Genomic DNA, 26,536 nt, shown 5'->3' with positions numbered 1-26,536 from the left:
CCTGTGGTACCTGCCGCCTGCATTTTTTTCGCAGGCGGGCCATGGGTGGGGCCTTCACCCGGCATTCCCTGCGCCCTCTGCATTTCGAGAGGGACGAACTGATCGCAGGCCTCGGGCGCGATGCGCCGCGAGACTGCAAAGCTCTGTCGATCGCTGTTTGAGCCGTGAATTCGCCTTGCGAACCGTCGTCGTCCCGGACAAGCCACGGCGCGCGCCAGCGCGTCGGGGCGCCGATCCGGGATCCGTACGCCGCGGCCGTCGTGATGAGCAAACAGCCAATGATTAGCCCGCCCCAAACTGCTTCCTGGGGGCTATGGTCCCGGCTCGAGGCCGGGACGACAGCGGAGTGTGGAGCTGCCGCAGGGTGGGCAAAGCAGCGCCCGCAGGCGCAGCGTGCCCACCGCCGTGCCGCGAGCTCGGAGCCGGATGGTGGGCACGGCGCGGGACAGAGCGCCTTAGCAGGCGCACATCGCGGCGCGCCTTTGCCCACCCTACTGCATCGTGCCCTACTGCAGGCTCAACGCCACGAAGCGCAGCTCGCCGTCGGCGTTGGAGACGAGCAGCAGCACCGACTTCTTGCCGTCCTTCTTGAGCTGGTCGACGCGCTTCTTGATATCGGCGCCCGAGGTCACCGCCTCCTGGGCGACCTCGACGATGACGTCGCCGGCCGACAGCCGCTTCTCGGCGGCGTCGGAGGCCTGGTCAACACCGGTGACGACGACGCCCTTGACGCTGTCCTTGATCTTGTAGCGGGCGCGCAGGTCCTTCGACAACGCGGCGAGATCGAGCCCGAGCGCCTTCTGGGTCACCGGCTTCTCGGCCGGCTCGTCCTTCTTGATCGCCGCCTGCTGCACCTTCTCGGTGTCCTCGAGCCGGCCGAGCTTGACCTTGAGCGTCTGCTCCTGGCCCTTGCGGATGACGATGACGTCGACCTCCTTGCCGACAGCGGTGTCGGCGACGATGCGCGACAGGTCCTTCGGCTCCTTGATGTCATGGCCGTCGAACTTGACGACGACGTCGCCCGGCTCGATGCCGGCCGGCTTGGCCGGTCCCTTGTCGTCGACGCCGGCGACCAGCGCGCCGCGCGCCGGCTTGATGTTGAGGCTCTCCGCGATCTCGTCGGTGACGCCCTGGATGCGCACGCCGAGCCAGCCGCGGCGCAGCTCGCCGAACTGGCGCAACTGGTCGACGACGCCGGCCACGGTCTTCGAGGGCACCGCGAAGCCGATGCCGATCGAGCCGCCCGACGGCGAGATGATCAGCGTGTTGACGCCGATGACCTCGCCCTCGAGGTTGAACAGCGGGCCGCCGGAATTACCGCGGTTGATGGCGGCGTCGGTCTGGATGTAGCTGTCATAGGGCCCCGACGAGATGTCGCGGTTCTTGGCCGAGACGATGCCGGCGGTGACGGTGCCGCCGAGACTGAACGGGTTGCCGATCGCGACCACCCAGTCGCCCAGCCGCAGCTTGTCGGAGTCGCCGAACTTGACCACCGTCAGCGGCCGCGGCGGCTTGAACTTGAGCACCGCAAGGTCGGTCTTCTTGTCGACGCCGACCAGCTCGGCCTTGATCTTGGTGCCGTCGTTGAGGATCACGTTGATCTCATCGGCATCGGCAATGACGTGGTTGTTGGTGACGACAACGCCCGAGTCGTCGACGATGAAGCCCGAGCCCAGCGAGTTGGTGCGGCGCGGCGAGTTGTCGGCACCGCCCCGGCCGCCCGGACCGCCGCGGCGGTTCTTGAAGAAATCGTCGAAGAACTCCTCGAACGGCGAGCCGGGCGGCACCTGCGGATTGGCGTTCCGCCCCTCGGACGAGCCGCCCTTGGGCTCGACAGTTTGCGAGGTCGAGATGTTGACGACGGCGTCGATCACCTTTTCGGCGACATCGGCGATCCCCTCCGGCCCCCGCGCCGAGGCCGGGGCCGGCGCGAGCGCCCAGCCCGCGGCAAGGACCGCCGCGGTCAGGATCGGGCGCAGTCGACGGCTGAAAGCAAGGGTTGCGGTCATCGGGCGGATCTCCAGAAAAGTCGGCAAATTCAACTGTTACAGTGCGCCGGAACCGGCGGGGGACGCAAGCACGCCGGATCGGACCGCAGATTCATCATTGAGGGCGACCTAATACGGCAAAATGGCGCAGCCATCGCCTCACAATGGCGTTGGCCGGGCAGCAGACCGTCATTGCAGCGGTCGCGCCTCGTTCCTGTGCGACGGGGCACGCAAACGCACGACAATCCACCGCTCAGATCGGCCGCCGGATCACCCAGATCAGGACCAGGCCGGCCACCGCCGAGCCGATGCCGACTGCGCGCAGCACGTTGTCGGGCGTGGTCATCGCGGTCTTCATGGCCCGCCGCATCCACTCCGGACTGGCCGCGAACAACAGGCCTTCGAGCACGAACAGGATACCTAATCCGATGAGGAAATCGGAAAACGCAATGGACCTCATCGGACCCGGACCTCCCGTTCGATCTTCTTGATATGTAACGGGGCGAAGCAACGGCTTCGCCCCCTCCATGTCAACTCTTATTCGCCCCGATCAACGGCTCCGGCATCGAGGCAGGCGCCATCAGGGCTTGGGCGCCGGCACCGCGACGGCCGCCGTCGAGTTGGCGGTGGAAGGCGTCTCCCCCGCCGGCTTCCCCGAGGGGTTGGCGAAGTAGCGGAAGAACTCCGAATCGGGCCGCAGCAGGAAGCGAGTGTCGCCGGATTTCAGGCCGTTCTCATACGCCGCCATCGAGCGGTAGAAGGCGAAGAAGTCGCGGTCCTTGCTGTAGGCCTCGGCGAACAGCCGGTTGCGTTCGGCATCGCCGGCGCCGCGGGTCTGCTCCGCCTGCGAGTTGGCCTCGGCGACGATCACGGTGGCCTCGCGATCGGCCTTGGACCTGATCTCCTGGGCCTTCTGGCCGCCGAGCGCCCGGAACTCCTCGGCCTCGCGCTGCCGCTCGGTCTTCATCCGGTTGTAAACCGCCTGGCTGTTGGCCTCCGGCAGGTCGGCGCGACGGATTCGGACGTCCACCACCTGGATGCCATAGGCGTCGGCCTCCTTGTCGAGCTGATCGCGGATCTTGCGCATCAGCGCCTCGCGCTCGTCGCGCACGACTTGCGTGAAGGTGACCTCGCCGAGCACGCGGCGCAGCGCGGCGTTCAGCAGCGTGCCGAGCTGGACGTTGGCGGTCTGGATCGAACCGACGCTCTGGTAGAACTGCAGCGCGTTCTTGATCTTGTAGCGCGCGAAGGCGTCGACCACGAGTCGCTTCTGGTCGAACGCGATCACCTCCTGCGAGGGGTTCTCGAGGTCGAGGATGCGCTTGTCGATCGAGATCACGTTGTCGATGAACGGTGCCTTGAAGTTCAGACCGGGCTCCGTGACGACGTCGACCGGCTTGCCGAACCGCACCACCAGCGCCTGCTCGGTCTGGTTCACGGTGAACAGCGAGCTGTAGCCGATGACGACGAGCACGAGCACGGCGACGAGCGCGACGATGCCTGCAACGGGGGACCTCATCGGACGCCTCCCTGCTGAGCGGCCGGCGCCGGACGGCGCGGCAAGAGATCGCCGAGCGGCAGCAGCGGCACGGGTCCGCCGGTGGCGCCGCTGTCGAGCACGAGCTTCTCCGAGCCACCGAGCACGCGCTCCATGGTCTCGAGATAGATCCGTTCGCGGGTCACGTCGGGCGCCTTCTTGTACTCGTCATAGACCTTGAGGAAGCGCGCGCTCTGGCCCTTGGCCTCGGCGATCGCCTGCTCCTTGTAGCCCTCGGCGACCTGCAGGATCTGCGCGGCACGACCGCGCGCATCCGGCACCACCTTGTTGGCGTAGGTCTGGGCTTCGTTCTGGAGACGCTCGAGGTCGGCACGCGCCGCCTGGACGTCGCGGAATGCCTCGATCACCTGGGCCGGCGGATCGACCTTCTGCATCTGCACCTGGGTGATCTGGATGCCGGAGCCGTAATTGTCGAGCGTCTTCTGCATCAGTTCCTGCACGTTCTGCTCGATCACGGTGCGGGCACCGGTGAGGATCGGCTGGATGTTGGAGCGGCCGATCACCTCGCGCATCGCGCTCTCGGCCACCGCCTTCACGGTGCCCTCGGGGTTCTGGATGTTGAACAGGAAGTCGGCCGCGCCCTTCGGCTTGATGCGCCAGAGCACGGTGACGTCGACGTCGACGATGTTCTCGTCGCCGGTCAGCATCAGGCTTTCCTCGGGGACATCGCGACCGCCGCGGCCGCGCCGGCCGGGATCGTCATTGGCGGTGATGCCGATCGAGATCGAGTTGACGCGCAGCGCCTTGGGCAGCAGCACGGTCTCGATCGGGTAAGGCAGGTGATAGCGCAGGCCCGGCTGCTCATCACGGACATATTTGCCGAAGCGCAGCACGACGCCGAGCTCCTCGGACTGCACGCGGTAGATGCCGGAGGCGAGCCAGATGATGATGGCGCCGAGCACGATCAGGAGCACGCCCGCGGTGCCGAAACCGCCGCCCGGCACGAACTGCTGCAGCCGGTCCTGGCCGCGCCGCAGAAGATCTTCCAGGTCGGGCGGCCTTGGACCGACCGGTTGCGGTCCCGAGCCCCAGGGCCCCTTCGGACCCTGACCCCACGGGCCTCCGCCCTGATTCTTCCACGCCATCGATCGATCTCCTCCGAGAGGCTGAGTGTACACCAACGCCGGCCCCGACGGTCGCCGGGTTATAAGGGACGGCCCCGCCCCTTACAACGTAGCGCTCCAGCTAAGCCCGAACCGGGTTTTGTCAATGTAAACAGGGCCGGAAGCGCCCGTTTGCCGCGGCCTCAGCTCCGCCACGCGGCCAAACTGCGCGACTTCATCATTAACGGATGGTCTTGAGGGGGCCGTCGCGTCGATCCGACCGGCGAAACGCTCACCGCCGCCGGCGATAGGTGACGTAGGAGAATTCGGCCTGATCGTCGGGCCCCGAGGCATGGCGCTCCCGCGCCACCTCTTCCCATTGGGCCGGGTCGATCGCCGGAAACACGGTATCGCCAGGCGGGCTCGCATGCACCTCGGTGATCTCCAGCCGGTCGGCGATCGGCATCGTCGCAGCAAAGAGCTCGGTGCCTCCGATGACCGCGATCTCCGCGGCTGAACGCCGCAGCGCATCACCACGCGCGATGCCGAGCGCTTCATCGACGGTATGGGTCACGATCGCGCCCGGCGCACGAAACTCGGCATCGCGGGTGACGACGATGTTGGTGCGGCCCGGCAGCGGCCGGCGCGGAAACGAGACGAAGGTCTTGCGGCCCATCACGATCGGGCGGCCCATGGTCATCGCCTTGAAGCGCTGCATGTCGCTCTTCTGCCGCCACGGGATCGCACCGGCGGCGCCGATGATGCCGTTGTCGGCGACCGCGACGATCAGCACGATCTCGATCACGGCGCCCTCTCCGCCAGTTGAGCCAGAGCCTCGCCGGTCACCTTGCATAGCGTCCACTCGTCCATGAGCTCGGCGCCGAGCGATTTGTAGAAAGTGATGGAAGGAGCATTCCAGTCGAGCACCGACCATTGCAGCCGCGCCCAGCCCTTTTCGACGCAGGTCCGCGCGAGGTGACCGAGCAAGGCCTGGCCGATGCCATTGCGGCGAAACGCCGGCCGCACGAACAGGTCTTCGATATAGATCCCTGGCCTGCCGGCAAACGTGGAGAAGTTGACGAACCAGACCGCGAAGCCCGCCACCGCGCCGTTCCATTCGGCGAGATCGCAGAACAGCGTCGGGTGCTCACAGAACAGCGCGCCGGCGATGCCGGCCTCGCTCGCGCCGACCTCGTGCGATAGCTTCTCGTAGTCGGCGAGCTCCCGGATCAGCGCGAATACGCTTCCGATGTCGTCAGGCCGGGCGCTACGGATCGAAACCGGCATGCGTCAGACCGCGACCTCGGCCTTGATATGCGGATGCGGATCGTAGCCGGCGAGCGCGAAGTCCTCGTAGCGGAAGCCGAAGATGTCCTTGACGTCCGGATTGAGCGTCATGGTCGGCAGCGGACGGGGAGCGCGCGTGAGCTGCAGGCGCGCCTGCTCGATATGGTTGGAATAGAGATGCACGTCGCCGAAGGAGTGCACGAATTCGCCGGGCTTCAATCCCGTCACCTGCGCCGCCATCATCGTCAGCAGCGCATAGGATGCGATGTTGAAGGGCACGCCGAGGAAGACGTCGGCCGAGCGCTGGTAGAGCTGGCACGACAATCTGCCGTTCACGACATAGAACTGGAACAGGCAGTGGCACGGCGGCAGCGCCATCTTCTCGACGTCGGCCGGGTTCCAGGCCGTCACGATCAGCCGGCGCGAATCCGGATTGCGCCTGATCATGTCGATCACGTTCGTGATCTGGTCGATATGACCGCCGTCCGGCGTCGGCCACGAGCGCCACTGATAGCCGTAGACGGGGCCGAGATCGCCATTGGCGTCGGCCCACTCGTCCCAGATGGTGACGCCGTTGTCGTGCAGATATTTGATGTTGGTGTCGCCCTTCAGGAACCACAGCAGCTCGTGCACGATCGCCTTGAGCGGCAGCCGCTTGGTGGTCACCAGCGGAAAGCCGGCCGCAAGGTTGAAGCGCATCTGGTGGCCGAACACCGACAGCGTGCCGGTGCCGGTGCGGTCGTGCTTCTCGGCGCCGTCGGACAGGATGCGTTCGAGCAGGTCGTGATACTGGTGCATGGTGCGCGCTGGCGGCCTTTCGCAGAAGGCGGCGAATTTAACGGCAGGGATCGCCCGGCCCTAGCCTCGACTCGGCCGGGCCGCCAATTATACCCCGAAAAATGTCGGCCACCGCTGCAAACGACAAGGGCGGAACCGCACGCTCCGCCCCCCCTCCCGATCCATGGCCGTTCCGTACCCTGCTCGCCGGCTTGAGGACCGCGGACCATTTGACGATCTCGCCCTTCACCAGCGTCCCGAGCGCCTCCGGCGTCCGGTCCGCCGACGCAGGTCAGCCTTCGCTCTCCACGAAGACCTCGTCGCGCTTGCGGCGCAACGTCGGCAGCACCGCCAGCACCAACAGCCCCGCCGCGATCGCGAGCAGCACGGCCGACAGCGGCCGCGTCAGGAACACCGACCAGTCGCCGCGCGAGATCAGCAGCGCCCGGCGCAGGTTCTCCTCCATCAACGGGCCCAGCACCATGCCGAGCAACAGCGGCGCCGGCTCGAAATCATGCTTGATCAGCCAGTAGCCGACGAGGCCGAACGCGCCCGCCAGGACGACGTCGACCGGCGCGTTGTTGACCGAATAGATGCCGATCGCGCAGAAGATCACGATCGACGGGAACATCAGCCGGTATGGCACGCGCAACAGCCGCACCCAGATGCCGACCAGCGGCAGGTTGATGATGATCAGCATGAGATTACCGATCCACATCGAGGCGATCATGCCCCAGACCAGATCGGGCTGCTTCTGCATCACCTGCGGGCCCGGCACGATGCCGTGGATGGTCATCGCGCCGACCATCAGCGCCATGACCGCATTCGGCGGAATGCCGAGCGTCAGCAGCGGAATGAAGGAGGTCTGCGCCGCCGCATTATTGGCGCTCTCCGGCGCCGCGACGCCCTCGATCGCACCGCGACCGAACCGCGACGGATCTCGCGCGATCTTCTTCTCCAGCGTATAGGCCGCGAACGAGGCGATCACCGCACCTCCGCCCGGCAGGATGCCTAGGATCGAACCAAGCACCGTGCCGCGCAGGATCGCCGGCGCGGAGTCCTTCAGATCCTTCCTGGTTGGCATCAGGCCGGTGATCTTCTTCTGCACGAGGTCGCGGTCCATCTCCGCGCCGGCATCGAGATTGCGAATGATCTCGGCAAAGCCGAACACGCCCATCGCGACGGTGGCAAAGCCCAGGCCGTCGGCGAGCTCGGGAATATTGAAGGCCATGCGCGAGACGCCGGTCTCGATGTCCGAGCCGACCATCGACAGCAGCAGGCCGAGCACGATCATTGCGATCGCCTTCAGCACCGAGCCCTTCGCCAGCACGACTGCGAAGATCAGGCCCAGCACCATCAGCGAGAAATACTCGGCCGGGCCGAACGCCAGCGCGAGCTTGGTCAACGGCGCGCCGAGGATCGCAATCAGCACGGTGGCAACGCAGCCGGCGAAGAATGAGCCGATCGCGGCAATCGCCAGCGCCGGACCGGCACGGCCCTGCTTCGCCATCTGGAAGCCGTCGAGCGCGGTCACCACCGACGTCGCCTCGCCGGGAATGTTGACCAGGATGGACGTCGTCGAGCCGCCATACTGGGCGCCGTAGTAGATGCCGGCCAGCATGATCAGCGCGCCGACCGGCGGCAGGCCGAAGGTGATCGGCAGCAACATCGCGACGGTGGCGATGGTCCCGATGCCCGGGAGAACGCCGACCAGCGTGCCGACCAGCGCGCCGATCAGGCACATCAGCAGATTGATTGGCGACAACGCGACGGCGAAACCGTGGGCGAGATTTGCAAACAGATCCATCACGCCCTCACTGCAAAAGGAAACGCGGCAACAGCGGCATCGGCAACCCCAGCACGTAGGGGAACAGCAGCGCGCAGCCGCCGGTCAGGCAGATGCCGACGATCAGGGCCTCGCGCCAGCGCGTCTCGGGGCTGCCGATCGCCGCGATCAGGAAGCTTGCAAGCCCCGTGACCAATAGTCCGAGCGGGCGAATGGAGACGGCGAAGGTCAGGATCGCGAGCGAGACGAACAGCGGTCCGCGCCAGTGATAGGTCGCAAGCTGCGCGCCTTCACTCACGACGCCGATCACGGCCACGGCAGCTCCGAGCCCTAGCAGCAGCAGACCGAACATCCGCGGCGCAGTTCCGGCACCGAACGAGAAGCCGCGCATGCCCTGCAGGTCGCTGGAGGCCCACAACGCGAACAGCGCGATCGCCATCAGCACGACGCCGCCGAAATAGTCCTGCGGCGCGCGTGGACGTACCATGAATGTGAACACCGCGACCGCGATCAGCGGATAGGTGTAGATGAGCGCCAGCAGAACATCGGAAGACAGCGAGGTCTTGCCGCTTGCGGCATATTGCTGCGCCAGGCTCGGGATCGCCATTGACAAGGCCGACGCATGGGCTCCAATGACCTGCAGCGGACCGCGTCCGGAGAGTGGACCTACAAGACCGGCCAAGGCGATCAGCAGTTCGATGATCTGTGGCGCGAAGGCAAGGACCAGAATGATCGATGCGCCGGTCACGCTGCGGGCGGCCGACATGCCCGCCGTTTCGCCCGACAATTGGCCCGTGGTCTCGGCCATGCCTCGCCCTCCCCGATCGGCCTTGATGGCCGGCACTGTTTTCGTTCGGCGGCCCGGAGCAAACCGGTCGCGCTTCTATTTTGCCTAGCGACTTTCCCTAGAGAAGGCCAGCAAAACCAAGACAGCCGCCCGCGGCGAGCAGCCAGAGCGGATTGAGTCGCGTCATAGATGCAACGACTGCGGCAAGGACCGTCAGCGCGAACGCCCGCCACGTCTGGTCGGAAGCCTGACCGAGAATCCATGCGCTCGCCGCCATCAAGCCGATCGACAACGGCACCAGCGTCGCCTGCAGCATGGCGGGCCAGCGCGCATCCCGCGCATTCGAGAGCCAGCGGCTGACAAAATAGGAGAGCACGGCGGTGGGACCGCACATCGCGATCGTCGCGACCGCCGCACCTGCCACGCCTGCGACCGAATAGCCGATCAGGGTGACGATCAGAACGTTGGGCCCGGGCGACAATTGCGAGAGTGCGAACAGATCGGCGAACTGTTTGTCCGTCATCCAGTGCCGGGCCTCGACTGCAACACGTTGCAGTTCGGGAATCGCCGCCACTGCGCCGCCAACCGCAAACAGCGAGATCAACGCAAAGGTCCAGAACAGCTGGAACAACGGATTGTCGTCCCCGCTCATCGTGCCGACCGCGTCTTGGCATAGGTGACGGCTAGGCTGAGCGGCACGGCCACCAGCAGAACCTCCTGAAGCGGCAGGCGCGCCAGCCCGATCGCCACGAACACGCCAGCCACGACGGCAACGCCCGCCACGTCGCTCTTCTTCAGGAGCGGCGAGATCATGCGAAACACCACCGACGCCAGCAGACCCACGGCCACGCAGGACACGCCTGCAAGCGCCCGTCGCCACGTGTCGGCTTGTCCAAAATGACCGTAGATGGCACCGAGAGAGGTGATCAGCAGCATCGGTGGTCCGAGCAGGCCTGCAAAGGCAGCGATTCCACCCGCGACACCGCGCAATCGCGCGCCGAACACCACGGAGAAATTCACGATGTTCGGTCCGGGCAGGAAATGACAGAGCGCGAAGGTCGCGTTGAACTCCTCCGCCGTCATCCAGTGATGCTCATCGACGATCGCACGCCGCGCGAACACCAGCACGCCGCCGAAGCCCGACAGCGACATTTTCGCGAATGCGAAGAAGAGCGTGCGGAGGCTGGGCGGGTGTCTGGCGATGTCGGCAGCGGGAGAGGCAACCTGCGCAGCTTCGGGAGGCATGCCGCACTGTAGGAGGACGAAAACCAGGCTGCCAAGGTCGAACCAGAGGTTCCCAGCAGCCGCCCACATTTTTGTCGCGCGCCGCGGCGTTTCGGCCCTGTGCATCCGCCGGCCGGCGGCCTATATAGGGGGTGCCGGCTTGCCGGCTATGGAAATAAATCGCCGTCGAAATAAACCATTCGGACCCGGGGGCGGTACCCGGCGCCTCCACCAAAGCCCACCGACGGATGGGTTTTGGCGGGGGCGAAATAGGATCGACGAGGGCGTAAAGGGCGAGCTTTTTCCCGGTATTGTTCCGCCGTTATCGGGCTACTGCAATAGTTGCCAACGACAACTTTGCTCCGGTTGCTCAGGCTGCGTAACGCAGTTTGAAAGACCACCTTAAAGTCCTAACGGGTTAAGCTCCGTTAGGCGGGGTTCGGAGGCACCTGGCAACAGAAGCCTCCACTTTCATTTGCCCCGCTTTGGCCGGTCTCCCCGTCGCGGGCCGTGCTGTCCCCAGTTTTTTGGCGCGTCATCCGTTCATTCCTCCGTTGACCGGACTTCCGCCAGCTTCTACCCGTTCCCATATCTGGCGATCGACCGGCATGGCTGCTGACCTCGGCACCGATGCCGGGTACGATGTGACTGACGCGAGTCGGGAATGCTGCTGCCTGCCGGGCGCGGCCGCTCGACACGTCGGGCGCAGCCCTCACGATACAGGACCGATCATGGCGACGGATCATATTCGATACGATGTGCTGGCGCGCGACGCGTTGCGCGGGGTGCTGCGCCGGGTGCTGACCGACGCTGCTGCCCATGGTCTCCCGGGCGAGCATCATTTCTTCATCACCTTCGTGTCCAAGGCCGAGGGCGTGAAGCTGTCGCCGCGGCTGCTCGCGCAATATCCGGAGGAGATGACGATCATCCTGCAACACCAGTTCTGGGATCTGGTGGTTTCGGAGGATCGGTTCGAGGTCGGCCTTTCGTTCGGCGGCATCCCTGAGCGCCTCGTGGTGCCGTTCCACGCGATCAAGAGCTTCTTCGATCCGTCGGTGCAATTCGGACTGCAGTTCGAGCCGTCGGAGGCGATTGCCGAGACGCCGCCAGCTCCGAAGCTGCCGGCCGCACCGGCGCCATCGGCCATCGCCGGTCCGCAGCCTGCGACACCGGCCGAGACCAGCGACGACAAGCCGCTCCCGCCAGCCTCGCCGGGAGAAGGCGCCGAGGTCGTGCGCCTGGACCGTTTCCGCAAGAAGTAGGCGCATTCGCCGCGCGCGGAACGCCGGTTGGACCACGAGATTGAAGCATGCTTGAACCGGTCGACGCCGGTTCACCACCAATCATGGGCATGCTTCATGGCACATTCAGCAAATCCATCATCGCACGGAGCGACGCGCACGGAGACCGACAGCTTCGGCCCGATCGAGGTCGCCGCCGATCGCTATTGGGGCGCGCAGACCGAGCGCAGCCGTCAGAATTTCCGCATCGGCCACGACCGCATGCCGATCGGCATCGTGCACGCGCTTGCGCTGGTGAAGATGGCCGCGGCCCAGACCAACCGCGAGCTCGGCCAGCTCGAGCCGCGCATGGCGGACGCCATCGTCCAAGCGGCGCAGGAGGTCATCGACGGCAAGCTCGACGACCACTTTCCGCTGGTCGTCTGGCAGACCGGCTCGGGCACCCAGAGCAACATGAACCTCAACGAGGTGATCGCCAATCGCGCCAGCGAGCTGCTGGGGGGCGAGCGCGGCACCAAGAAGCCCGTTCATCCGAACGACCACGTCAACATGAGCCAGTCGTCCAACGACTCGTTCCCGACCGCGATGCACATCGCCGCAGCGCGCGCGATCTCAGGCCATCTGGTGCCGGCGCTGTCGGAGCTGCTGGCGGCATTGCGCGCCAAGCAGGAGGCGTTCGCGGACATCGTCAAGATCGGCCGCACCCACACCCAGGACGCCACGCCGCTCACGCTGGGGCAGGAGTTCTCCGGCTACGCCGCGCAGGTCGAGAGCGCGATCGCAAGAATCGAGATTGCGGCGCGGGATCTCCTGCCGCTGGCGCAGGGCGGCACCGCCGTGGGCACCGGCCTGAACGCGGATCCGAAGTTCGCAAAGCTGTTCGCCAAGCATGTTGCCGACATCACCGGCCTGCCCTTCACCAGCGCGGCCAACAAATTCGAGGCGCTCGCGTCCAACGACGCCTATGTGTACACCCATGGTGCGCTGAATGCGGCGGCCGCCGGCCTGTTCAAGATCGCTAACGACATCCGCTTCCTCGGCTCAGGCCCGCGCTCCGGATTGGGAGAATTGATCCTGCCGGAGAACGAGCCGGGCTCCTCGATCATGCCGGGCAAGGTGAACCCGACGCAGTGCGAAGCGCTCACGATGGTGTGTTGCCAGGTGTTCGGCAATCACACGGCGATCACCATGGGCGGCAGTCAGGGTCATTTCGAACTGAACGTCTACAAACCATTGCTTTCACATTGCATGATGCAGTCCATACAATTACTAGGTGATTCAGCACGTTCATTCAGCGAACATTGCGTAACCGGTATTCAGGCCGACGCTGCTCGCATTCGCGAGCTGATGGAGCGCTCGCTGATGCTGGTGACAGCGCTTGCGCCGAAGATCGGCTACGACAACGCTGCCAAGGTCGCGAAATCAGCGCATCAGCGCGGCACCACGCTGAAACAAGAGGCCTTGCGGCTCGGTCTCGTCTCCGAGGACGAATTCGACCGCCTCGTTCAACCCGAGAGGATGACAAGGCCGGGGCGAGCGTAGCGGTAGCCCCGTAGTACTACGGGGGGTGATGCAATTCTCGCTGTTAACCCCTAAAGGATACTCTCGACTACAAGTTCTGCTGCGTTTGTTGAGTAAACAAATCCCGCTCGCAACGACGCGAATGGCCATCGAACTATCAGGGAGCGATGACATGATTGTCTGGAGAACGCCTGGGCTCATCCGCGCAATGCGCATGCTCTCGTCGCGACGTTCGATGGCTTAGATGATTGGAGCAAGCATGGGTGATGTCATCAACTTGAAGCGTTTCAGAAAGCGCGTGGAGCGCGATCAGGAAGCGAAGGTCGCCGAAAGCAACCGCGCTCGCTTCGGCAGGACGAAGTCCGAACGCGCAACTGACGCCCAACGCGACAAGCGCGCGAACGAATTACTCGATCAACATCGTATCAATGGCGAGGACGCGTGATGAAGTCGCCCGTCGTAAAACGTTCAATCGTGGTCGCAGGCCACAAGACCAGCGTCAGCCTCGAAGAGGCCTTCTGGAACGGCATGAAGGAGATTTCGGGTCTCCGTAACATGACCCTGTCCGAGCTGGTCGGAGAGATCGACAACAATCGCCAGCAGGGCAACCTGTCCTCGGCGATCCGGCTGTTCGTGCTCGACCACTTCAAGAGCCGCGCCGCAGCGTCTTCAGGCCTCGAGCCGAAGGCGGCGGTGGACACCCGGCACACGGCAGCCGCCGCGGCTCCTTGAGGCAGATCAGACGGCGATCCGCCCGGCCTGTTTAAAATCGCTCTAAGATGCCGCGGCATTTAACATGCCGCGCTTGACCTCTTGGCACGCGATTGAAAATACAGGCTATGAGCGAAATTTGCGATACAAGGCCGCCTCAGCCGCTCGGTCTCGCCCGGCGAGGCTATACCGGAACAATCCAGCATCTGGCTGCGGGCGGCGCGAGCTCGTCCCTGCCGGACGTCGAATTGGAGAGCCGGCTGATCGAACTGGGCTTCGTCGAGGGCGCCCGGGTCGAAATCCTGCATGAGGGGATCGTCGGGCGCGATCCGATCGCCGTGCGTGTCGACAACATCACCGTCGCGGTCCGCCGGCGCGAGGCCATGGCCGTCATCGTGGCATAGGCCGCGCGGAAAGCGTCGTCATGGAAAGCCCTCTGCTGCATCTGGCCCTGGTGGGTACGCCCAACAGCGGCAAGACCTCGCTGTTCAACGCGCTGACGGGAAGCCGCCAGAAGGTCGCGAACTATCCCGGGGTCACGGTCGAGCGCAAAGAGGGCGCCTTCGTCACCCCGCAGGGCCGCCAGGTCTCGCTGGTCGACCTGCCCGGCACCTATTCCTTGCGCGGTCGCAGCCCTGACGAGGAAATCACCAGGGATTTCGTGCTGGGACGTGCCACCGGCGAGGTCCTGCCCGACCTGGTGTTGTGCGTTGCCGACTCCACCAACCTCAGGTTGACGATCCGGCTGCTGCTCGAGCTCAAGAGCACCGGCCGGCCGCTGGCGCTCGTGCTCAACATGTTCGACATCGCCAAGCGGCGCGGCGTAACGGTCGACGTCTCCGCGCTGTCGCAGGCGCTGGGCGTGCCGGTCGTGACGTCGATCGCCGTGCGCAAGGGCGGCACCGACGACCTGCTGCGGCTGACCGACGAGCTCCTGGCCCAGGCGGCCGCGGCCACCGGAGAGCGCGCCAACACCTGGCGTCCCCTCACGGTCCCGGAGCTGCGCGCCACCCAGCGCGAGGCCGACCGTATCATCGCGGAGACGGTCAGCCTGCCCGAGCGGCCCGATACCTGGACCGCCCGGATCGATGCCATCGCGCTGCATCCGGTCGGCGGCCTGCTGATCCTGCTGGCGATCCTGTTCGTGATGTTTCAGGGGGTGTTCGCCTGGGCCCAGCCGCTGATGCAGGTGCTATCGGCGGCTTTTGATGCGCTCGGCCAGCTCGTTCACGACGAGCTTCCCGAAGGCCTGCTGCAGAGCTTCCTGCAGAACGGGGTGATCTCCGGCGTCGGCAGCGTCATCGTCTTCCTGCCGCAGATCATCATCATCTTCCTGTTCATCCTGCTCCTGGAAGATTTCGGCTACATGGCGCGCGCGGCGTTCCTGATGGACCGCATCATGGGCGGCGCCGGGCTGCATGGCCGCGCCTTCATCCCGCTGCTCTCGAGCTTTGCCTGCGCCATTCCCGGCATCATGGCGACGCGCGTGATCGACAACCGGCGCGACCGGCTCACCACGATCCTGATCGCGCCGCTGATGACCTGCTCGGCGCGGATCCCGGTCTATACGCTGATCATTTCGGCCTTCATCCCGCCGACCAAGATCTGGGGCCTGGTCAACCTGCAGGGCCTGGTGATGTTCGGGCTCTACGCCGCCGGGATCATCAGCGCGCTGCTGGTGTCGTTCCTGGTCAAGTTCTTCCTGATGCGCGACTACCAGCCGGCGCCGTTCATGCTGGAGCTGCCGGACTACAAGATGCCGCGGTTGCGCAGCATCGCGATCGGCGTCTACACCCGCGCCAAGATGTTCTTGCAGCGCGCCGGCACCACGATCTTCGCGATGATGGTGCTGATCTGGTTCCTGGCGTCGTTCCCGCAGCCGCCGGAGGGCGCGACCGAGCCCGCGATCAATTACAGCCTCGCGGCGATGATCGGCCAGGCGATCGCCCCCCTGCTCTCGCCGGTCGGCTTCAACTGGCAGATCGCGGTGGCGCTGGTACCCGGCATGGCCGCCCGCGAAGTCGCAGTCGCCGCGCTCGGCACCGTCTATGCGATCGAAGGCGGCAAGGAGGCCGCCGAGCAGATCGGACAGGTGCTGGCCAGCAAATGGAGCCTCGCCACGGCGCTGGCGCTGCTCGCCTGGTACATCTTCGCCCCGCAATGCGCCTCGACGCTCGCCGTCATCCGCCGAGAAACCGGCAGCTGGCGCTGGATGGCTGTCACCTTCTTCTACATGTTCGCGCTGGCCTATGCGGCGGCGTTCGCGACCTACCACATCGCGGTCGCGATGGGCGCGGGCTGAGCCCGCGCCTTTCGCGTCAGCGCGCGGCGTCGACATGCAGCGCGAAGCCGCGCGCGTCCGGCGCGCCGAGCTCAGGACGAAGCTGCATCGACGGGATCAGATAGTCGCCGTGGTTCTGCCGCCGGTACGGAATCGGCTGATCCGTGAACAGCGTCCGCATCCGCGCGCGCAGTCGGTCAGCGATCTCAACAAATCCGGCCTCGTCGATCCGGCTCACCTTGTGCGCCACGAAGGCCGGCAGCACGTCGAAGCCGGGATAGAACAGGATGCCATGGTTGATCGGAAACAGCAGATCGTCGATCGGCCCGTTGATGCCGCGCGCCGAATAGTGCTCCTCCCAGCCGCCGGTGGTCACGACCAGCATCGCGCGCTTGCCGGCAAACACACCCTCGCCATAGCGGTTGCCCCAGCGCTTGTCGCTGTGCTCGCCGACGCCATAGGTGAAGCCGTAGGAATACACCCGGTCGACCCAGCCCTTGAGAATCGCGGGCATCGTGAACCACCACAGCGGGAACTGCAGGATGACCGCGTCGGCCCACAAGAGCTTCTCTTGCTCGGCCCTAACGTCGTCAGTGAGCGTGTGCGTCTTGAAGGCCTCGCCCGACGCGGTGGCAACGTTGAGGCGCGCATCCGGCGGCAGTTGCGGAAAGTCGGCGCGATCCGCAGCCGCCTTCCAGCCGATCGCATAGAGATCCGAGACCCTGACCTGATGGCCTTGAGATTCGAGCTCGGCGGCCGCGACGTCGCGTAGGGCGCCGTTGAGCGAGCGGGGTTCTGGGTGGGCGGAGACGAGCAGCACATTCATGGCCTTGATCCCTTTGCTGGAACAGCCGGAACATAGACGCGCGCCCACCTATCCACTATATGGCATATATCGATAACATTATGCTGATTTATGGATAAGTCAGGCATCAGCCTCATCAACATGCGCAGCTTCGTCCGGGTTGCCGAGCGCGGCAGCCTGTCGGCCGTGGCGCGCGAGCTCGGGCTGGGCCAATCCACCATCTCGCGTCACCTTCAGGAATTGGAGGATGCGATCGGCGTGCCGCTGCTCAGCCGCACCACCCGGCGCGTCACCCTGACCGACGAAGGCAGCCGCTATTACGCGAACTGCGTCCAGATCCTCCGCCTGATCGACCAGGCCGGCGACGAGGCACGCGGTGCGCGTGGCGCCGCCGCCGGCACGATCCGGATCTCCTGTACGGCGGCCTTCGGGATCCTGCACATCACGCGGCTGGTCTTCGCGTTCCAGGATCGCTATCCGGACATCGCGATCGATCTCAATTTGACCGACGAGCGCATCGACCTCGTGCGGGAGGGTGTCGACATCGCACTGCGTCTCGCTCCGCTCACCGACAGTTCTCTGAAGCTGCGGTCGCTCGGCTACTCGCACCGGCTTCTTGTCGCCTCGCCGGACTATCTGGCGAAACGCGGCACGCCGCGCACGCCGCAGGAGCTGATCGGGCATGACGGCATCCGCATGACCAACGTCGCGGGCAGCGAGTCGCTCGTCGTCATGGGACCCGACGGAGAACGCCATGAGGTGCCGTTCAGAGGCTGCTTCCGCACCAATCACGGACTCGCGGTTCGAGAGGCCGTGCTGTCCGGGCGCGGAATCGGCGGGAGCCATGCGTGGCTGGTCGACGACCTCATCGCGGCTGGCAGGCTGACGGTCATCCTGCCCGACCACCGTCTGCCATCGACTCCCCTCAACATGCTGATCGTCCCGGAGCGCGCCGGCATCGCGCGCGTGCGGCTGCTGATCGACTATCTCGTTGAGGAGATCGTCGGCCTGCCCGGCATCCGGCCCGAGCCCTGAGCTAAAGCCGCGGCATCGCGTCCGGCCGTACCTCGCGGGCCTGCGCGGCCAGCCGGATCGCGGCATTGGCCGCACCGAAGCCCTGATAGTTGCGCCGCTGCACGATCTCGAAGAAGAAGCGCTCCTCGAAGATATGGGTGTAGACTTGGAAGAACTCGGCGTCGCCGTCGCGGTCGTACAGGATCTCGTTGGCACGGAGCGCTGCGATCGTCTCGGGCGCAAGATCATACTTGGCTTCGAGATCGTCGTAATAGTTGTCGGGAATGTCGAGGAAGCCGGCACCACGGGCGCGCATCTCGGCCACGGCCGCGAAGATGTCGTCGCAGGAGAACGCGATGTGCTGGACGCCGGAGCCGAAGAACTCGGAGATGAAGCGCGACGACAAGGTGCGCGTCGCCGTGGAGCCGTTGAGGATGAAGCGCAGGCTGCGATCGCCGTTGACGATCGCCTGGCTCTGCACGAGGCCTCTGGGATCGGCGATCTCCATCTGCGGCAGGCGGGAGAAGTCGATCAGCCCGGCATAGAACAGCAGCCAGGACAGCATCTCCTCATGCGGCATCGACTGGGCGATGTGATCGACCGCGACGAGACGGTCGGTGCTCTTGTCGCTGGCGACGGCTTCGAAATCGACGTCCCAGTGCCGCCCGTGGGTATCCAGGAAGTACAGCAGGCTGCCGCCGACACCATGGATCGCCGGGATCTCCAGCTCGCCCGGCCCGACCGGCTGGGTGAAGGTGCGCGTCTTCAAGGACTGCGCCCGCGCCATGGCACGAGCGGCACTGTCGACGTCCAGCGCCAACGCGCAGACACCAGCCCCATGCGTGACGTAGTGTGAATGCGCAAAACTGGCCGGCTCGCAGTTGATCACCAACTCGATTGCGCCCTGGGACCAGCGCTGCACCGCCTTGCTGCGATGACGCCCCGTCTTGCGGAAGCCAAGCTGTCCGAACAGTCTCGCCAGAGACTCCGCTTTGTCCTCGCTGACCGCGAATTCGACGAAGCCGATGCCGTGGCTCTTGACCCGAGGCTCGAAGCGCGCGGCCGATGACGCCGGCGTCTTTCCAGCGAGGTCGTCCTGCAACAGCAGCAGCGAGCGCATGCCATCGAGCGCGGTGCGCGGCGCCGAGCCGGCGCGGAACTGATCGTTGAAGATCTCCAGCGACAGCGGCCCGAAATAGCCGGTCGCGGCGACCGCCTCCATGAACGCGCCTACCGGCAGATCGCCCTGCCCCGGAAAACTGCGAAAATGCCGGCTCCAGGACAGCACATCCAGTTCGAGCTTCGGCGCATCGGCAAGCTGCACCAGGAAAATCTTGTCGGCCGGAATCGCGCGGATCGCGTTGGTCGGCAGCGCCGGCGCCAGCGCATGAAAGCTGTCGAGGATGACGCCGATCGCCTTGTGATCGGCGCGGCGCACGATCTCCCAGGCGTCACGATAGTCATGGACGTGGCGGCCCCAGGCCAGCGCCTCGTAGCCGACGCGCAGGCCGCGCTTGGCCGCGCGCTCGCCGAGCTCGTGGAAATCGGCGGCGGCCCGGTCGATGCCGCCAAGCGAGGCCGGCGACACGCTGCTGCAGATCAGCAGCAGATCGGTGCCGAGCTCCTGCATCAGGTCGAACTTGCGCTCCGCGCGGATGAAGTTGCGCGCGCGCTGCGGCTCCGGCATGCCCTCGAAATCGCGGAACGGCTGATAGGCGCAGATCGACAACCCAAGGTCGCGGCACATCTGCCCGATCTCGCGCGGCCGCATCCCGAACGCGACGAGATCGTTCTCGAAGATCTCGACCGTATCGAAGCCGGCGGCGGCGATCGCCTTGAGCTTCTCGTCGAGCGCGCCTGAGATGGAGACCGTTGCGATCGAGCGCAGGTTCATGCCGCGGTCTCCTCCATCGCGCCGCCCAAGAACAGCTGGCCGACGCGCGGATCGGCCAGCACGCGGTCGGCCTTGTCGATGATCCGGGTGCGGCCGAGCTCGAGCACGATGCCGTAATCGGAAATCTCCAGCGCCGAGCGCGCGTTCTGCTCGATCAGGAGCACCGAGACGCCGCGGTCGCGCAATTGTTTTAGCATGTCGAAGGTCTGTTGCACCATCAAGGGCGACAGGCCGATGGAGGGCTCGTCGATCAGCACGAGCTGCGGCTCGAGCAGAAGCCCGCGCGCGATCTCGAGCTGCTTCTGCTCGCCGCCTGACAGGGTCGAGGCCTGCCGGTCCGCCTTCTTGCGCAGCACGGGAAAGACGTCGAGCGCCGCCTCGACACGGGCGGCCAGATCGAACTCGCGCGGTGCGGCCACGCCGCCGAGCTCGATATTGTGACGGACCGACAGCTCGCCGAAGATGTTGCGGCCCTGCGGGATGTAGCAGATGCCGGCGCCGAGCAGCGCGCGCTGGCTCAAGCCGGTGACGTCGCGGCCCTTGAAGACCACCTTGCCTTCGCGCAGCTTGAGCAGGCCGAAGATCGCCTTGAACACGGTCGACTTGCCGGCGCCGTTCGGACCGATGACGGTGGTGATCGAGCCCGCCGGCACCGAGAAGGTCGTGCCGTTGAGGATCGTCATCTTGCCGTAGCCGCCGACGAGGTTCTGGACGTCGAGAATGGGATCGCTCATCGCCGTCTCCTCAATGTCCGAGATAGGCTTCGATCACGGCCGGGTTGGCCCTGATCTCGTCGGGCTTGCCGATCGCCAGCACCTTGCCCTCCGCCATCACCATGACGCGCGAGCACAGCGACATCACGAACTCCATGTTGTGCTCGATCACCACGAAGGTGGCGCGGCGTTCGCGGTTGATCGCGATCAGCCGCTCCTTGAGGTCGCCCAGCATGGTCGGGTTGACGCCGCCTGCAGGCTCGTCGAGCAGCACCAGCCGCGGACCGCCCATGAAGGCCATGGCGGCATCGAGCAGCTTCTGCTGGCCGTAGGACAGGCCGCCGGCCGGCTCGTTGGCGAGATGCTCCAGCTTGAAGAAGCCGATCATCTGATCGGCGGTCGTGGTCAGGCCCGCATCGGACGGACCGAACAGACGCGACAGCATGCTGCCGCGATGCTCCTGGCCGGCAAGAATGAGATTGTCGCGCACCGACAGCTTCGGGAATACCTGCAGCAGCTGGAAGGTGCGGCTCACGCCGAGACGATTCAGCTCCGACGGCCGCTGCCCTGTGACGAGCTTGCCGTCGACCCTGACCTCGCCCGCGCTCGGCACCAGCTGGCCGAGAATGCAGTTGAACAGCGTCGACTTGCCGCAGCCATTGGGGCCGATCAGGCCGAGGATCTCGCCCTCCTGCACGTCAAAGCTGACGCCGTTGACGGCGGTGATGCCGCCGAAGCTCTTCTTGACGTCGCGTACGTCGAGAACTGCGGTCATCGCGCGGCCTCCAGCTTGGATTGAGCCGCCGCACGCAGCGCGGACGCCGCCTGGGTTCGCCGTGAGCTGAGATAGCGGTCGAGGATGCCGAGAATGCCGCTCGGCGAATAGATCAGCAGCACGATCACGGCGGCCGCATAGAGCATCAGATAATAGCCTTCCGCGAAGCGCAGCCACTCCGGCAGCAGCACCGCTATCATGGCGCCAAGGAACGGCCCGAGCATGAAGCCGGCGCCGCCGACGATCACCATCATCAGGAGATCGAGCGAGAGCTGCAGGTTGAACGGTACGGGATCGACATATTGCGTCAGCGGCGCATAGAGCACGCCGGAGATGCCGCCGAGCACCGAGCCGATCGCGAACGCCATCAGCGTATAGCGGCGCGTGTCGATGCCGAGCGATTGCGCCCGGATCGGATTTTCGCGCAGCGCCATGAAGGCGCGGCCCCAGGGCGAGCGGATCAGCCACCACATCGCGAGCGTCACGAGGCCGAGGGAGCCGAGACAGAGATAGTAGAACGGCAGCGGCTTGCGGGTCGGGAAGCCGAAGATGTCGGGACGTGGAATGTTGCTGATGCCGTAGATGCCGTTGGTGAGCCAGCTCTCGTTGCGGAACACCAGGAACGCCAGCGTCGAAAACGCGAGCGTGACGAAGGCGAGATAGTGATGCTGAACGCGCAGCGCCGGATAGCCGAGGAGCCAGCCGACGATGAAGCAGATCAAGATGACGAGGCCGAGCGCGGCAATCAGCGGCCAGCCATGCGTGGTCAGGATCGCCGCCCCATAGGCGCCAATGCCGACGAAGGCGCCCTGCGCCAGCGACACCTGCCCGGCGTAGCCAAGCGTAAGGTTCAATCCCATCGCTGCGATGGTCATCACCGCCCACTGGCTCAGGATGTACAGGCCGTAGCGGTTGAAGTTCATCGGGATGATGATCAGACCCGCAATGACCACGACGGCCAGCGCGACGAGAAGCAGTCTGCTGTGCTTGCTCATACCGTACGCTCCTCGGCGCGTCCGAGCAGGCCCTGCGGCCGGAACAGGATGACAAGGATCAGCAGCACCATCGGAACGGCGGCGCGATACTGGGTGGAGACGTAGGCCGCGGCGAGGTTGTCAACGACGCCGATCAGGAGACCGCCGGCGATGGCACCGCGCACCTGGTTGAAGCCGCCAACGATCGCGGCGATGAACGCCGCCTGCCCGAGCACCTCGCCGCTGGAGAACTTCGCGAGATAGATCGGCGTGATCAGCAGCGAGGCCAGCGCGACCAACACGGCATTGATCAGGAAGGTCAGCAGGATCATGCGCTCGACGGGCACGCCGATGATGCGCGCCACCGTGGGATTCTGCGCGGCCGCCTGCATCTGATGGCCGAGCGAGGTGCGGTTCAACAGCGTGGTCAAGCCGACGACCGCGAGGATCGCGACGGCGAGCACGCCGAGGCTCTGCAGCGAAATCGCCCGGCCCAGGACGGTGACGTCACCGACCGGCACGATCGAAGGGAAAGGCGAGGCCTCGGCGCTGAAGAACTGCTTCACCGCCTCCTTGATCCCGACCGCCAGCGCCATGGTGGCGATCGCCAGCGGCAGCACGCCATGCCGCAGCATCGGATCGACCAGCAACATCTTGAAGGCGAGACCGAGCAGCAGTGCCGACAACAGGATGCCGACGAGAACCGCGAGCCAGAACGGCGCGCCGAGATGCATCACCGCAAGCATCAGGAAGGCCGGCAGCATCACGAACTCGCCCTGGGCGAAGTTGATGGTCTGCGAGGTCTGCCACAGCAAGGTGAAGCCGACGGCAACGAGCGCGTAGATGGCGCCGGTGGCGAGACCCGCCACGATCAGGTCGAGCAGATTGGACATCGTTTCCCCCTAAGCCTTTGGGTGACGGCGGCACTGGCATCCCCTCCGGCGCCGCCGGTCGACCGTTGTCCTCAGTTGAGCTTCGGCAGCACCTGCTTGACGACCTGCTTGCCTTCGACCACCTCGACCAGGAAGCCCTGGCGATCGATGTCGCCATTCTGATCGAAGGTGACGTCCATCAGGATGTTCGGCTCGGCCGATGTCTTGATGGTCAGGCCGTGCAGCGTATCGGCAAACGCCTTGGAGTCGACCTTGCCCATCTTCTCGGTCGTCGCCTTGACCATGTAGATGGCGAGATAGCCCTTCAGGCCGTTATGGTCGGGCACGTAGTTGTACTTCTTCACGAAGCGGTCGCGGAACGCCTTGATGGCCTCGACCGGCGCATCGGTGGTGAGGCCGACATGGCCGCGAGCCCCGTTGGCCGCATCACCGGCGAGCTCGATGACCTTCTGGCCGACCAGCGTGGTCTCGCCGATCAGCGGCGCCGTCACGCCCTGGCGCTTGATCTCCTTGAGGATGCGCGCGCTCTCTTCCTCGTTGACATAGATGAAGACGGCATCCGGCGCGGCCGCCTTGATCTTGCTGACGTCGGCGGCGAAGTCGGCCTGGCCGGCTTCGGTCGACAGGTCGGCCGCGACCTTGATGCCGAGGCGGTTGAACTCCTTGGTGATGACGTCGCGTCCGCCGCGGCCGAAGTCGTTGTTGACCCAGACCACCGCCACCGACTTCGCCTTGATCTCGTCGTTGATGTACTTGGCGACCTTCGGCATCGACGATTGCTGGCCGAACGAGGTGCGGAACAGGAACTTGTTGCCGGCCTGCGTGAGCTCGGCCGCTTCGCCGCCCATGATTTGGGTGATGCCGGCCTCGGCCGCCAGCGGCGCCGTCACCTTCACCGAGCCGGAATAGCCGGGCCCGAGCAGCACGTAGGGCTCGCCATCGAGCGCCTTCTGCACCTGCGCACGCGCAACGCCGGGGTTCGACTGCGAGTCGGCATGGCTGACCTCGATCTTGCGGCCGAGGATGCCGCCCTTGGCGTTGACCTCCTCGACGGCGAGGTCGATGCCGTTCTTCCAGTTGTTGCCGACGGTCGCGCCGCCACCCGAGAGCTCGGCGACATCGGCGATCTTGATGGGGGCGCCGGACTGCGCGTAGGCGGCTCCGGACAGCAGCACGGCCGAGCACAGGCCAGCCAGGATGATCGATCTCACGTTGTTTCCTCCTCTGTCTTAAACGCTTGTTTGCGCTTCTTGCTTGAACGACTTGTTCCGGCGCGTATTGGCCGTCGGCTCAGGCGGCGTCAACCGCCGGATATCTCTCCGCCATGTGGTTGTCGAAGGCCGCGCCCATCGCATCGGTCGAAGGCACAAGGCCGGTGAACAATTCGAAGGCGTCCGCGGCCTGGTAGATCGCGAGCTCGCGGCCGAGCAGGACCTGAGCGCCCTTGGCCCTGGCGGCTTTCAGCAGCGGAGTCCAGAGCGGAGAATAGACCGCGTCGGCGACCCAGAGGTCGGCACGCAGCAAGTGATCCGACACCGGCGTACCGCGGTTCGGCAGCATCCCGATCGGTGTGCCGTTGACGACGCCCACCGCCCCCTGCAGCGCCTCTTCGACGCTATCGGCCACCGTGATGGATTTGCCGCCCGGAAGCAGGTTCGCCAGCTTCTCCGCACGCGCGCGCTCGGTGTCGTAGATGTGCAAGCCTGCAACGTCGAGGTTCGCAAGCGCGAACGCAATCGCTTTACCAACCCCGCCGGCCCCAATCAGCGCCACGGTGCCGCGACCTGTCTGGCTGACCAGCGGCGCCACTGCCCGCTCGAAGCCGGTGGTATCGGTATTGTGGCCGATCAGCCGGCCATCGCGCACGACGACGGTATTGACCGCGCCCATCGCCGCCGCCTTCGGCGCGAGCTCGTCGAGCAGCTCGACCACAGCTTCCTTGTACGGGTAGGTCACATTGACACCGGCAAAGCCGAGCTGGCGCACGCCCTCCAGCAGCATCGCCAGTCCGGCACGATCCGCGCCGGCGACCTCGATCAGCTGATAATGGCAGCGCACGCCGAGCGCCGCCGCGGCGTGCTCGTGCATGGCGGGAGAGGCCGAATGCGCGATCGGGGCACCGATCAAGCCGGTCAGGAATTTTCGGGCTTTGAGCGCGGAAAGATCAGGCACGTTCGCTTTTGTCTCTTGCTGCTGCGACGTGCGAGCGCCGCACGCGCGGATTTCGTTGCAGACGATAGCGCGTCCGCTCGCTAACACAATTACTCAAATATCGGCTGAACCTAACATCATGTTATTTTTTGCCGCCACCGGATTTCGCCGGTTTGGCCACCTGACGTCGGCCGGGCTCCAGCGCGCGCATCTCCGCGCGCAAGCAGTCGATGAAGTGTTCGGCGTAGAGCGACAGCGGCGTACCGCGCTTGACCGCGATGTAGGTGTCGAACCGCGTCGGCTCGGCGATCTTCAACAGCTCGATGCCGGGATAGCCGCCATGCGCGACCGTGAACTGGTCGATCACGGCGATGCCGAGCCCCGCCTTCACCAGCGCACAGACGGTGGTGCCGAAGCGCGCTTTGATCGAGATGTTGTAGCTGAGTTTGTTGCGCGCGAAGATCTCCGCCATGATCCTGCCGTAAGGGTCGTTGGGATCGATGCCGATCAACGGATAGCGGGTCATCTCGGCAGCAGACACCTGCTTGCGGCCGGCGAGCTCGTGGCCGGGCGGGACGATGCAGAACAATTCGCCGGAGGCCAGCGGCAGGAATTCGAGCCCGGAATGATCGAGCCGGTAGCTCATCGCCACGCACTCGCCCTTTCCCAGCATCAGATAGTCGATCGCCTCCTCGATCTTGAGGATGTTGATGTCGATGCCCAAATCAGGATAGCGGCGGCGGACGCGCTCGATCGCGCGCGGCACCATCACCTGGGAGATGCTGGGCACCGAGCCGACGCGCAGTTCCGACAGCGCGCCACGGCCGATGTTGGAGATGATGTAGCTGAGATCGTCGACCTTCTCGTAGACGCTGTTGATCTGCTCGAAGATGTTCTGCGCCTCGGGCGTCGGGAAGTAGCGGCCGTTCTGGCGCTGGAAGAAGCGGATGCCGAGCGAGCGCTCGGTGTATTTCACCAGACGGCTGACGCCCGGTGCCGACACCTTCAGCAGGCGCGCGGCGCCGTTGATGGTGCCCGTCACCATGACCGCCCGAATGACCTCGACCTGTCGCAAGGTCATCATCGGCGCGGTCTCCGCACGCCGTCAGCCAG

General features: G+C 65.5%; 27 protein-coding genes and 1 other RNA gene. 8 read left to right on the top strand and 20 right to left on the bottom strand.

Features of this window, described 5'->3' with window-relative positions:
• Positions 1 to 506: 506 nt before the first annotated feature.
• From ACQR13_RS29080 to ACQR13_RS29030, 11 genes are all read right to left on the bottom strand, one after another.
• Positions 507 to 2,009, bottom strand: a complete 1,503-nt coding sequence (locus ACQR13_RS29080; RefSeq protein ID WP_315752480.1) for a Do family serine endopeptidase — start codon at positions 2,007 to 2,009, stop codon at positions 507 to 509.
• A gap of 232 nt (positions 2,010 to 2,241) precedes the next feature.
• Entirely contained in the window at positions 2,242 to 2,448 is a 207-nt protein-coding gene (locus tag ACQR13_RS29075; protein ID WP_315713359.1) for a DUF2065 domain-containing protein, read from the bottom strand.
• A 120-nt stretch (positions 2,449 to 2,568) separates the two neighbouring features.
• Positions 2,569 to 3,507 (bottom strand): protease modulator HflC, encoded by a 939-nt coding sequence (gene hflC / locus ACQR13_RS29070; protein WP_315713360.1) that lies wholly within the window; start codon positions 3,505 to 3,507, stop codon positions 2,569 to 2,571.
• Positions 3,504 to 4,631 carry an FtsH protease activity modulator HflK gene (hflK, locus tag ACQR13_RS29065; protein WP_315713361.1) on the bottom strand — a complete coding sequence of 376 codons (1,128 nt, stop codon included), beginning with the start codon at positions 4,629 to 4,631 and terminating at the stop codon, positions 3,504 to 3,506. The genes hflC and hflK overlap by 4 nt, the downstream gene beginning before the upstream one ends.
• A 250-nt stretch (positions 4,632 to 4,881) precedes the next feature.
• Entirely contained in the window at positions 4,882 to 5,394 is a 513-nt protein-coding gene (locus ACQR13_RS29060) for a dihydrofolate reductase (protein ID WP_315713362.1), read from the bottom strand.
• Positions 5,391 to 5,876, bottom strand: a complete 486-nt coding sequence (locus ACQR13_RS29055) for a GNAT family N-acetyltransferase (RefSeq protein ID WP_315713363.1) — start codon at positions 5,874 to 5,876, stop codon at positions 5,391 to 5,393. Before ACQR13_RS29055 ends, ACQR13_RS29060 begins: the two co-directional genes overlap by 4 nt.
• Before the next feature lie 3 nt (positions 5,877 to 5,879).
• Positions 5,880 to 6,674, bottom strand: coding sequence for a thymidylate synthase (locus tag ACQR13_RS29050; protein WP_315713364.1), 795 nt, complete (start codon positions 6,672 to 6,674; stop codon positions 5,880 to 5,882).
• A gap of 271 nt (positions 6,675 to 6,945) precedes the next feature.
• On the bottom strand, positions 6,946 to 8,460 hold the full coding sequence (locus ACQR13_RS29045) for a tripartite tricarboxylate transporter permease (protein WP_315752476.1): 1,515 nt from the start codon (positions 8,458 to 8,460) through the stop codon (positions 6,946 to 6,948).
• Between the two features lie 7 nt (positions 8,461 to 8,467).
• A complete protein-coding gene (locus ACQR13_RS29040) occupies positions 8,468 to 9,247 on the bottom strand; it encodes a tripartite tricarboxylate transporter TctB family protein (protein WP_315713366.1) in 780 nt (259 codons plus the stop codon).
• A 97-nt stretch (positions 9,248 to 9,344) separates the two neighbouring features.
• Entirely contained in the window at positions 9,345 to 9,878 is a 534-nt protein-coding gene (locus ACQR13_RS29035) for a chromate transporter (protein ID WP_315713367.1), read from the bottom strand.
• Positions 9,875 to 10,471, bottom strand: a complete 597-nt coding sequence (locus tag ACQR13_RS29030; RefSeq protein ID WP_315713652.1) for a chromate transporter — start codon at positions 10,469 to 10,471, stop codon at positions 9,875 to 9,877. The genes ACQR13_RS29035 and ACQR13_RS29030 overlap by 4 nt, the downstream gene beginning before the upstream one ends.
• A gap of 94 nt (positions 10,472 to 10,565) precedes the next feature.
• Between ACQR13_RS29030 and ssrA the strand changes: the two genes are divergently transcribed.
• The 7 genes from ssrA (at position 10,566) to feoB (ending at position 16,225) form a co-directional block, all read left to right on the top strand.
• Positions 10,566 to 10,920: a transfer-messenger RNA gene (gene ssrA, locus ACQR13_RS29025) on the top strand.
• Between the two features lie 261 nt (positions 10,921 to 11,181).
• Positions 11,182 to 11,712: an SspB family protein gene (locus ACQR13_RS29020; protein WP_315752475.1), complete on the top strand. Its 531-nt coding sequence runs from the start codon at positions 11,182 to 11,184 to the stop codon at positions 11,710 to 11,712.
• A 96-nt stretch (positions 11,713 to 11,808) separates the two neighbouring features.
• Positions 11,809 to 13,233 carry a class II fumarate hydratase gene (fumC, locus tag ACQR13_RS29015; RefSeq protein WP_315713369.1) on the top strand — a complete coding sequence of 475 codons (1,425 nt, stop codon included), beginning with the start codon at positions 11,809 to 11,811 and terminating at the stop codon, positions 13,231 to 13,233.
• Positions 13,234 to 13,471: 238 nt separating this feature from the next.
• Positions 13,472 to 13,657 carry a DUF4169 family protein gene (locus tag ACQR13_RS29010; protein WP_315713370.1) on the top strand — a complete coding sequence of 62 codons (186 nt, stop codon included), beginning with the start codon at positions 13,472 to 13,474 and terminating at the stop codon, positions 13,655 to 13,657.
• Positions 13,657 to 13,944: a ribbon-helix-helix domain-containing protein gene (locus ACQR13_RS29005; protein WP_315713371.1), complete on the top strand. Its 288-nt coding sequence runs from the start codon at positions 13,657 to 13,659 to the stop codon at positions 13,942 to 13,944. Before ACQR13_RS29010 ends, ACQR13_RS29005 begins: the two co-directional genes overlap by 1 nt.
• A 107-nt stretch (positions 13,945 to 14,051) precedes the next feature.
• Positions 14,052 to 14,327 (top strand): FeoA family protein, encoded by a 276-nt coding sequence (locus ACQR13_RS29000; protein WP_315713372.1) that lies wholly within the window; start codon positions 14,052 to 14,054, stop codon positions 14,325 to 14,327.
• Positions 14,328 to 14,347: 20 nt separating this feature from the next.
• Positions 14,348 to 16,225: a ferrous iron transporter B gene (gene feoB / locus ACQR13_RS28995; RefSeq protein ID WP_315713373.1), complete on the top strand. Its 1,878-nt coding sequence runs from the start codon at positions 14,348 to 14,350 to the stop codon at positions 16,223 to 16,225.
• A 16-nt stretch (positions 16,226 to 16,241) separates the two neighbouring features.
• Here feoB and ACQR13_RS28990 read toward each other — a convergent pair whose 3' ends face one another.
• Positions 16,242 to 17,030, bottom strand: coding sequence for an NAD(P)H-dependent oxidoreductase (locus ACQR13_RS28990; RefSeq protein ID WP_316201755.1), 789 nt, complete (start codon positions 17,028 to 17,030; stop codon positions 16,242 to 16,244).
• A 90-nt stretch (positions 17,031 to 17,120) separates the two neighbouring features.
• On the opposite strand from ACQR13_RS28990, the gene ACQR13_RS28985 reads away from it, so the two are divergent.
• Positions 17,121 to 18,044, top strand: a complete 924-nt coding sequence (locus tag ACQR13_RS28985) for a LysR family transcriptional regulator (protein ID WP_316201754.1) — start codon at positions 17,121 to 17,123, stop codon at positions 18,042 to 18,044.
• Position 18,045: 1 nt separating this feature from the next.
• Here ACQR13_RS28985 and ACQR13_RS28980 read toward each other — a convergent pair whose 3' ends face one another.
• The 8 genes from ACQR13_RS28980 to ACQR13_RS28945 form a co-directional block, all read right to left on the bottom strand.
• Positions 18,046 to 19,917 carry a bifunctional sugar phosphate isomerase/epimerase/4-hydroxyphenylpyruvate dioxygenase family protein gene (locus ACQR13_RS28980; protein WP_316201753.1) on the bottom strand — a complete coding sequence of 624 codons (1,872 nt, stop codon included), beginning with the start codon at positions 19,915 to 19,917 and terminating at the stop codon, positions 18,046 to 18,048.
• The gene (locus ACQR13_RS28975) at positions 19,914 to 20,651 is read right to left on the bottom strand and encodes an ABC transporter ATP-binding protein (protein ID WP_434863479.1); all 738 of its coding nucleotides are present in this window, start codon (positions 20,649 to 20,651) and stop codon (positions 19,914 to 19,916) included. The genes ACQR13_RS28980 and ACQR13_RS28975 overlap by 4 nt, the downstream gene beginning before the upstream one ends.
• A 10-nt stretch (positions 20,652 to 20,661) precedes the next feature.
• Positions 20,662 to 21,405, bottom strand: coding sequence for an ABC transporter ATP-binding protein (locus ACQR13_RS28970; protein ID WP_315725831.1), 744 nt, complete (start codon positions 21,403 to 21,405; stop codon positions 20,662 to 20,664).
• The gene (locus tag ACQR13_RS28965) at positions 21,402 to 22,400 is read right to left on the bottom strand and encodes a branched-chain amino acid ABC transporter permease (protein WP_316192842.1); all 999 of its coding nucleotides are present in this window, start codon (positions 22,398 to 22,400) and stop codon (positions 21,402 to 21,404) included. Before ACQR13_RS28965 ends, ACQR13_RS28970 begins: the two co-directional genes overlap by 4 nt.
• Positions 22,397 to 23,272 carry a branched-chain amino acid ABC transporter permease gene (locus ACQR13_RS28960; protein WP_315755128.1) on the bottom strand — a complete coding sequence of 292 codons (876 nt, stop codon included), beginning with the start codon at positions 23,270 to 23,272 and terminating at the stop codon, positions 22,397 to 22,399. Before ACQR13_RS28960 ends, ACQR13_RS28965 begins: the two co-directional genes overlap by 4 nt.
• A 71-nt stretch (positions 23,273 to 23,343) precedes the next feature.
• Positions 23,344 to 24,483: an ABC transporter substrate-binding protein gene (locus ACQR13_RS28955; RefSeq protein WP_434863478.1), complete on the bottom strand. Its 1,140-nt coding sequence runs from the start codon at positions 24,481 to 24,483 to the stop codon at positions 23,344 to 23,346.
• Positions 24,484 to 24,562: 79 nt separating this feature from the next.
• Positions 24,563 to 25,444, bottom strand: a complete 882-nt coding sequence (locus ACQR13_RS28950) for a shikimate dehydrogenase (protein ID WP_434863481.1) — start codon at positions 25,442 to 25,444, stop codon at positions 24,563 to 24,565.
• Positions 25,445 to 25,565: 121 nt separating this feature from the next.
• Positions 25,566 to 26,507 (bottom strand): LysR family transcriptional regulator, encoded by a 942-nt coding sequence (locus ACQR13_RS28945; RefSeq protein WP_316226141.1) that lies wholly within the window; start codon positions 26,505 to 26,507, stop codon positions 25,566 to 25,568.
• Positions 26,508 to 26,536: the final 29 nt, after the last annotated feature.

The sequence above is a fragment of the Bradyrhizobium sp. HKCCYLRH3059 genome, from assembly GCF_051168035.1.
Taxonomy (GTDB): Bacteria; Pseudomonadota; Alphaproteobacteria; order Rhizobiales; family Xanthobacteraceae; genus Bradyrhizobium.
Note: the sequence above shows the minus strand (reverse complement) of the source record. Positions and strands in the feature narration are given on the sequence as shown.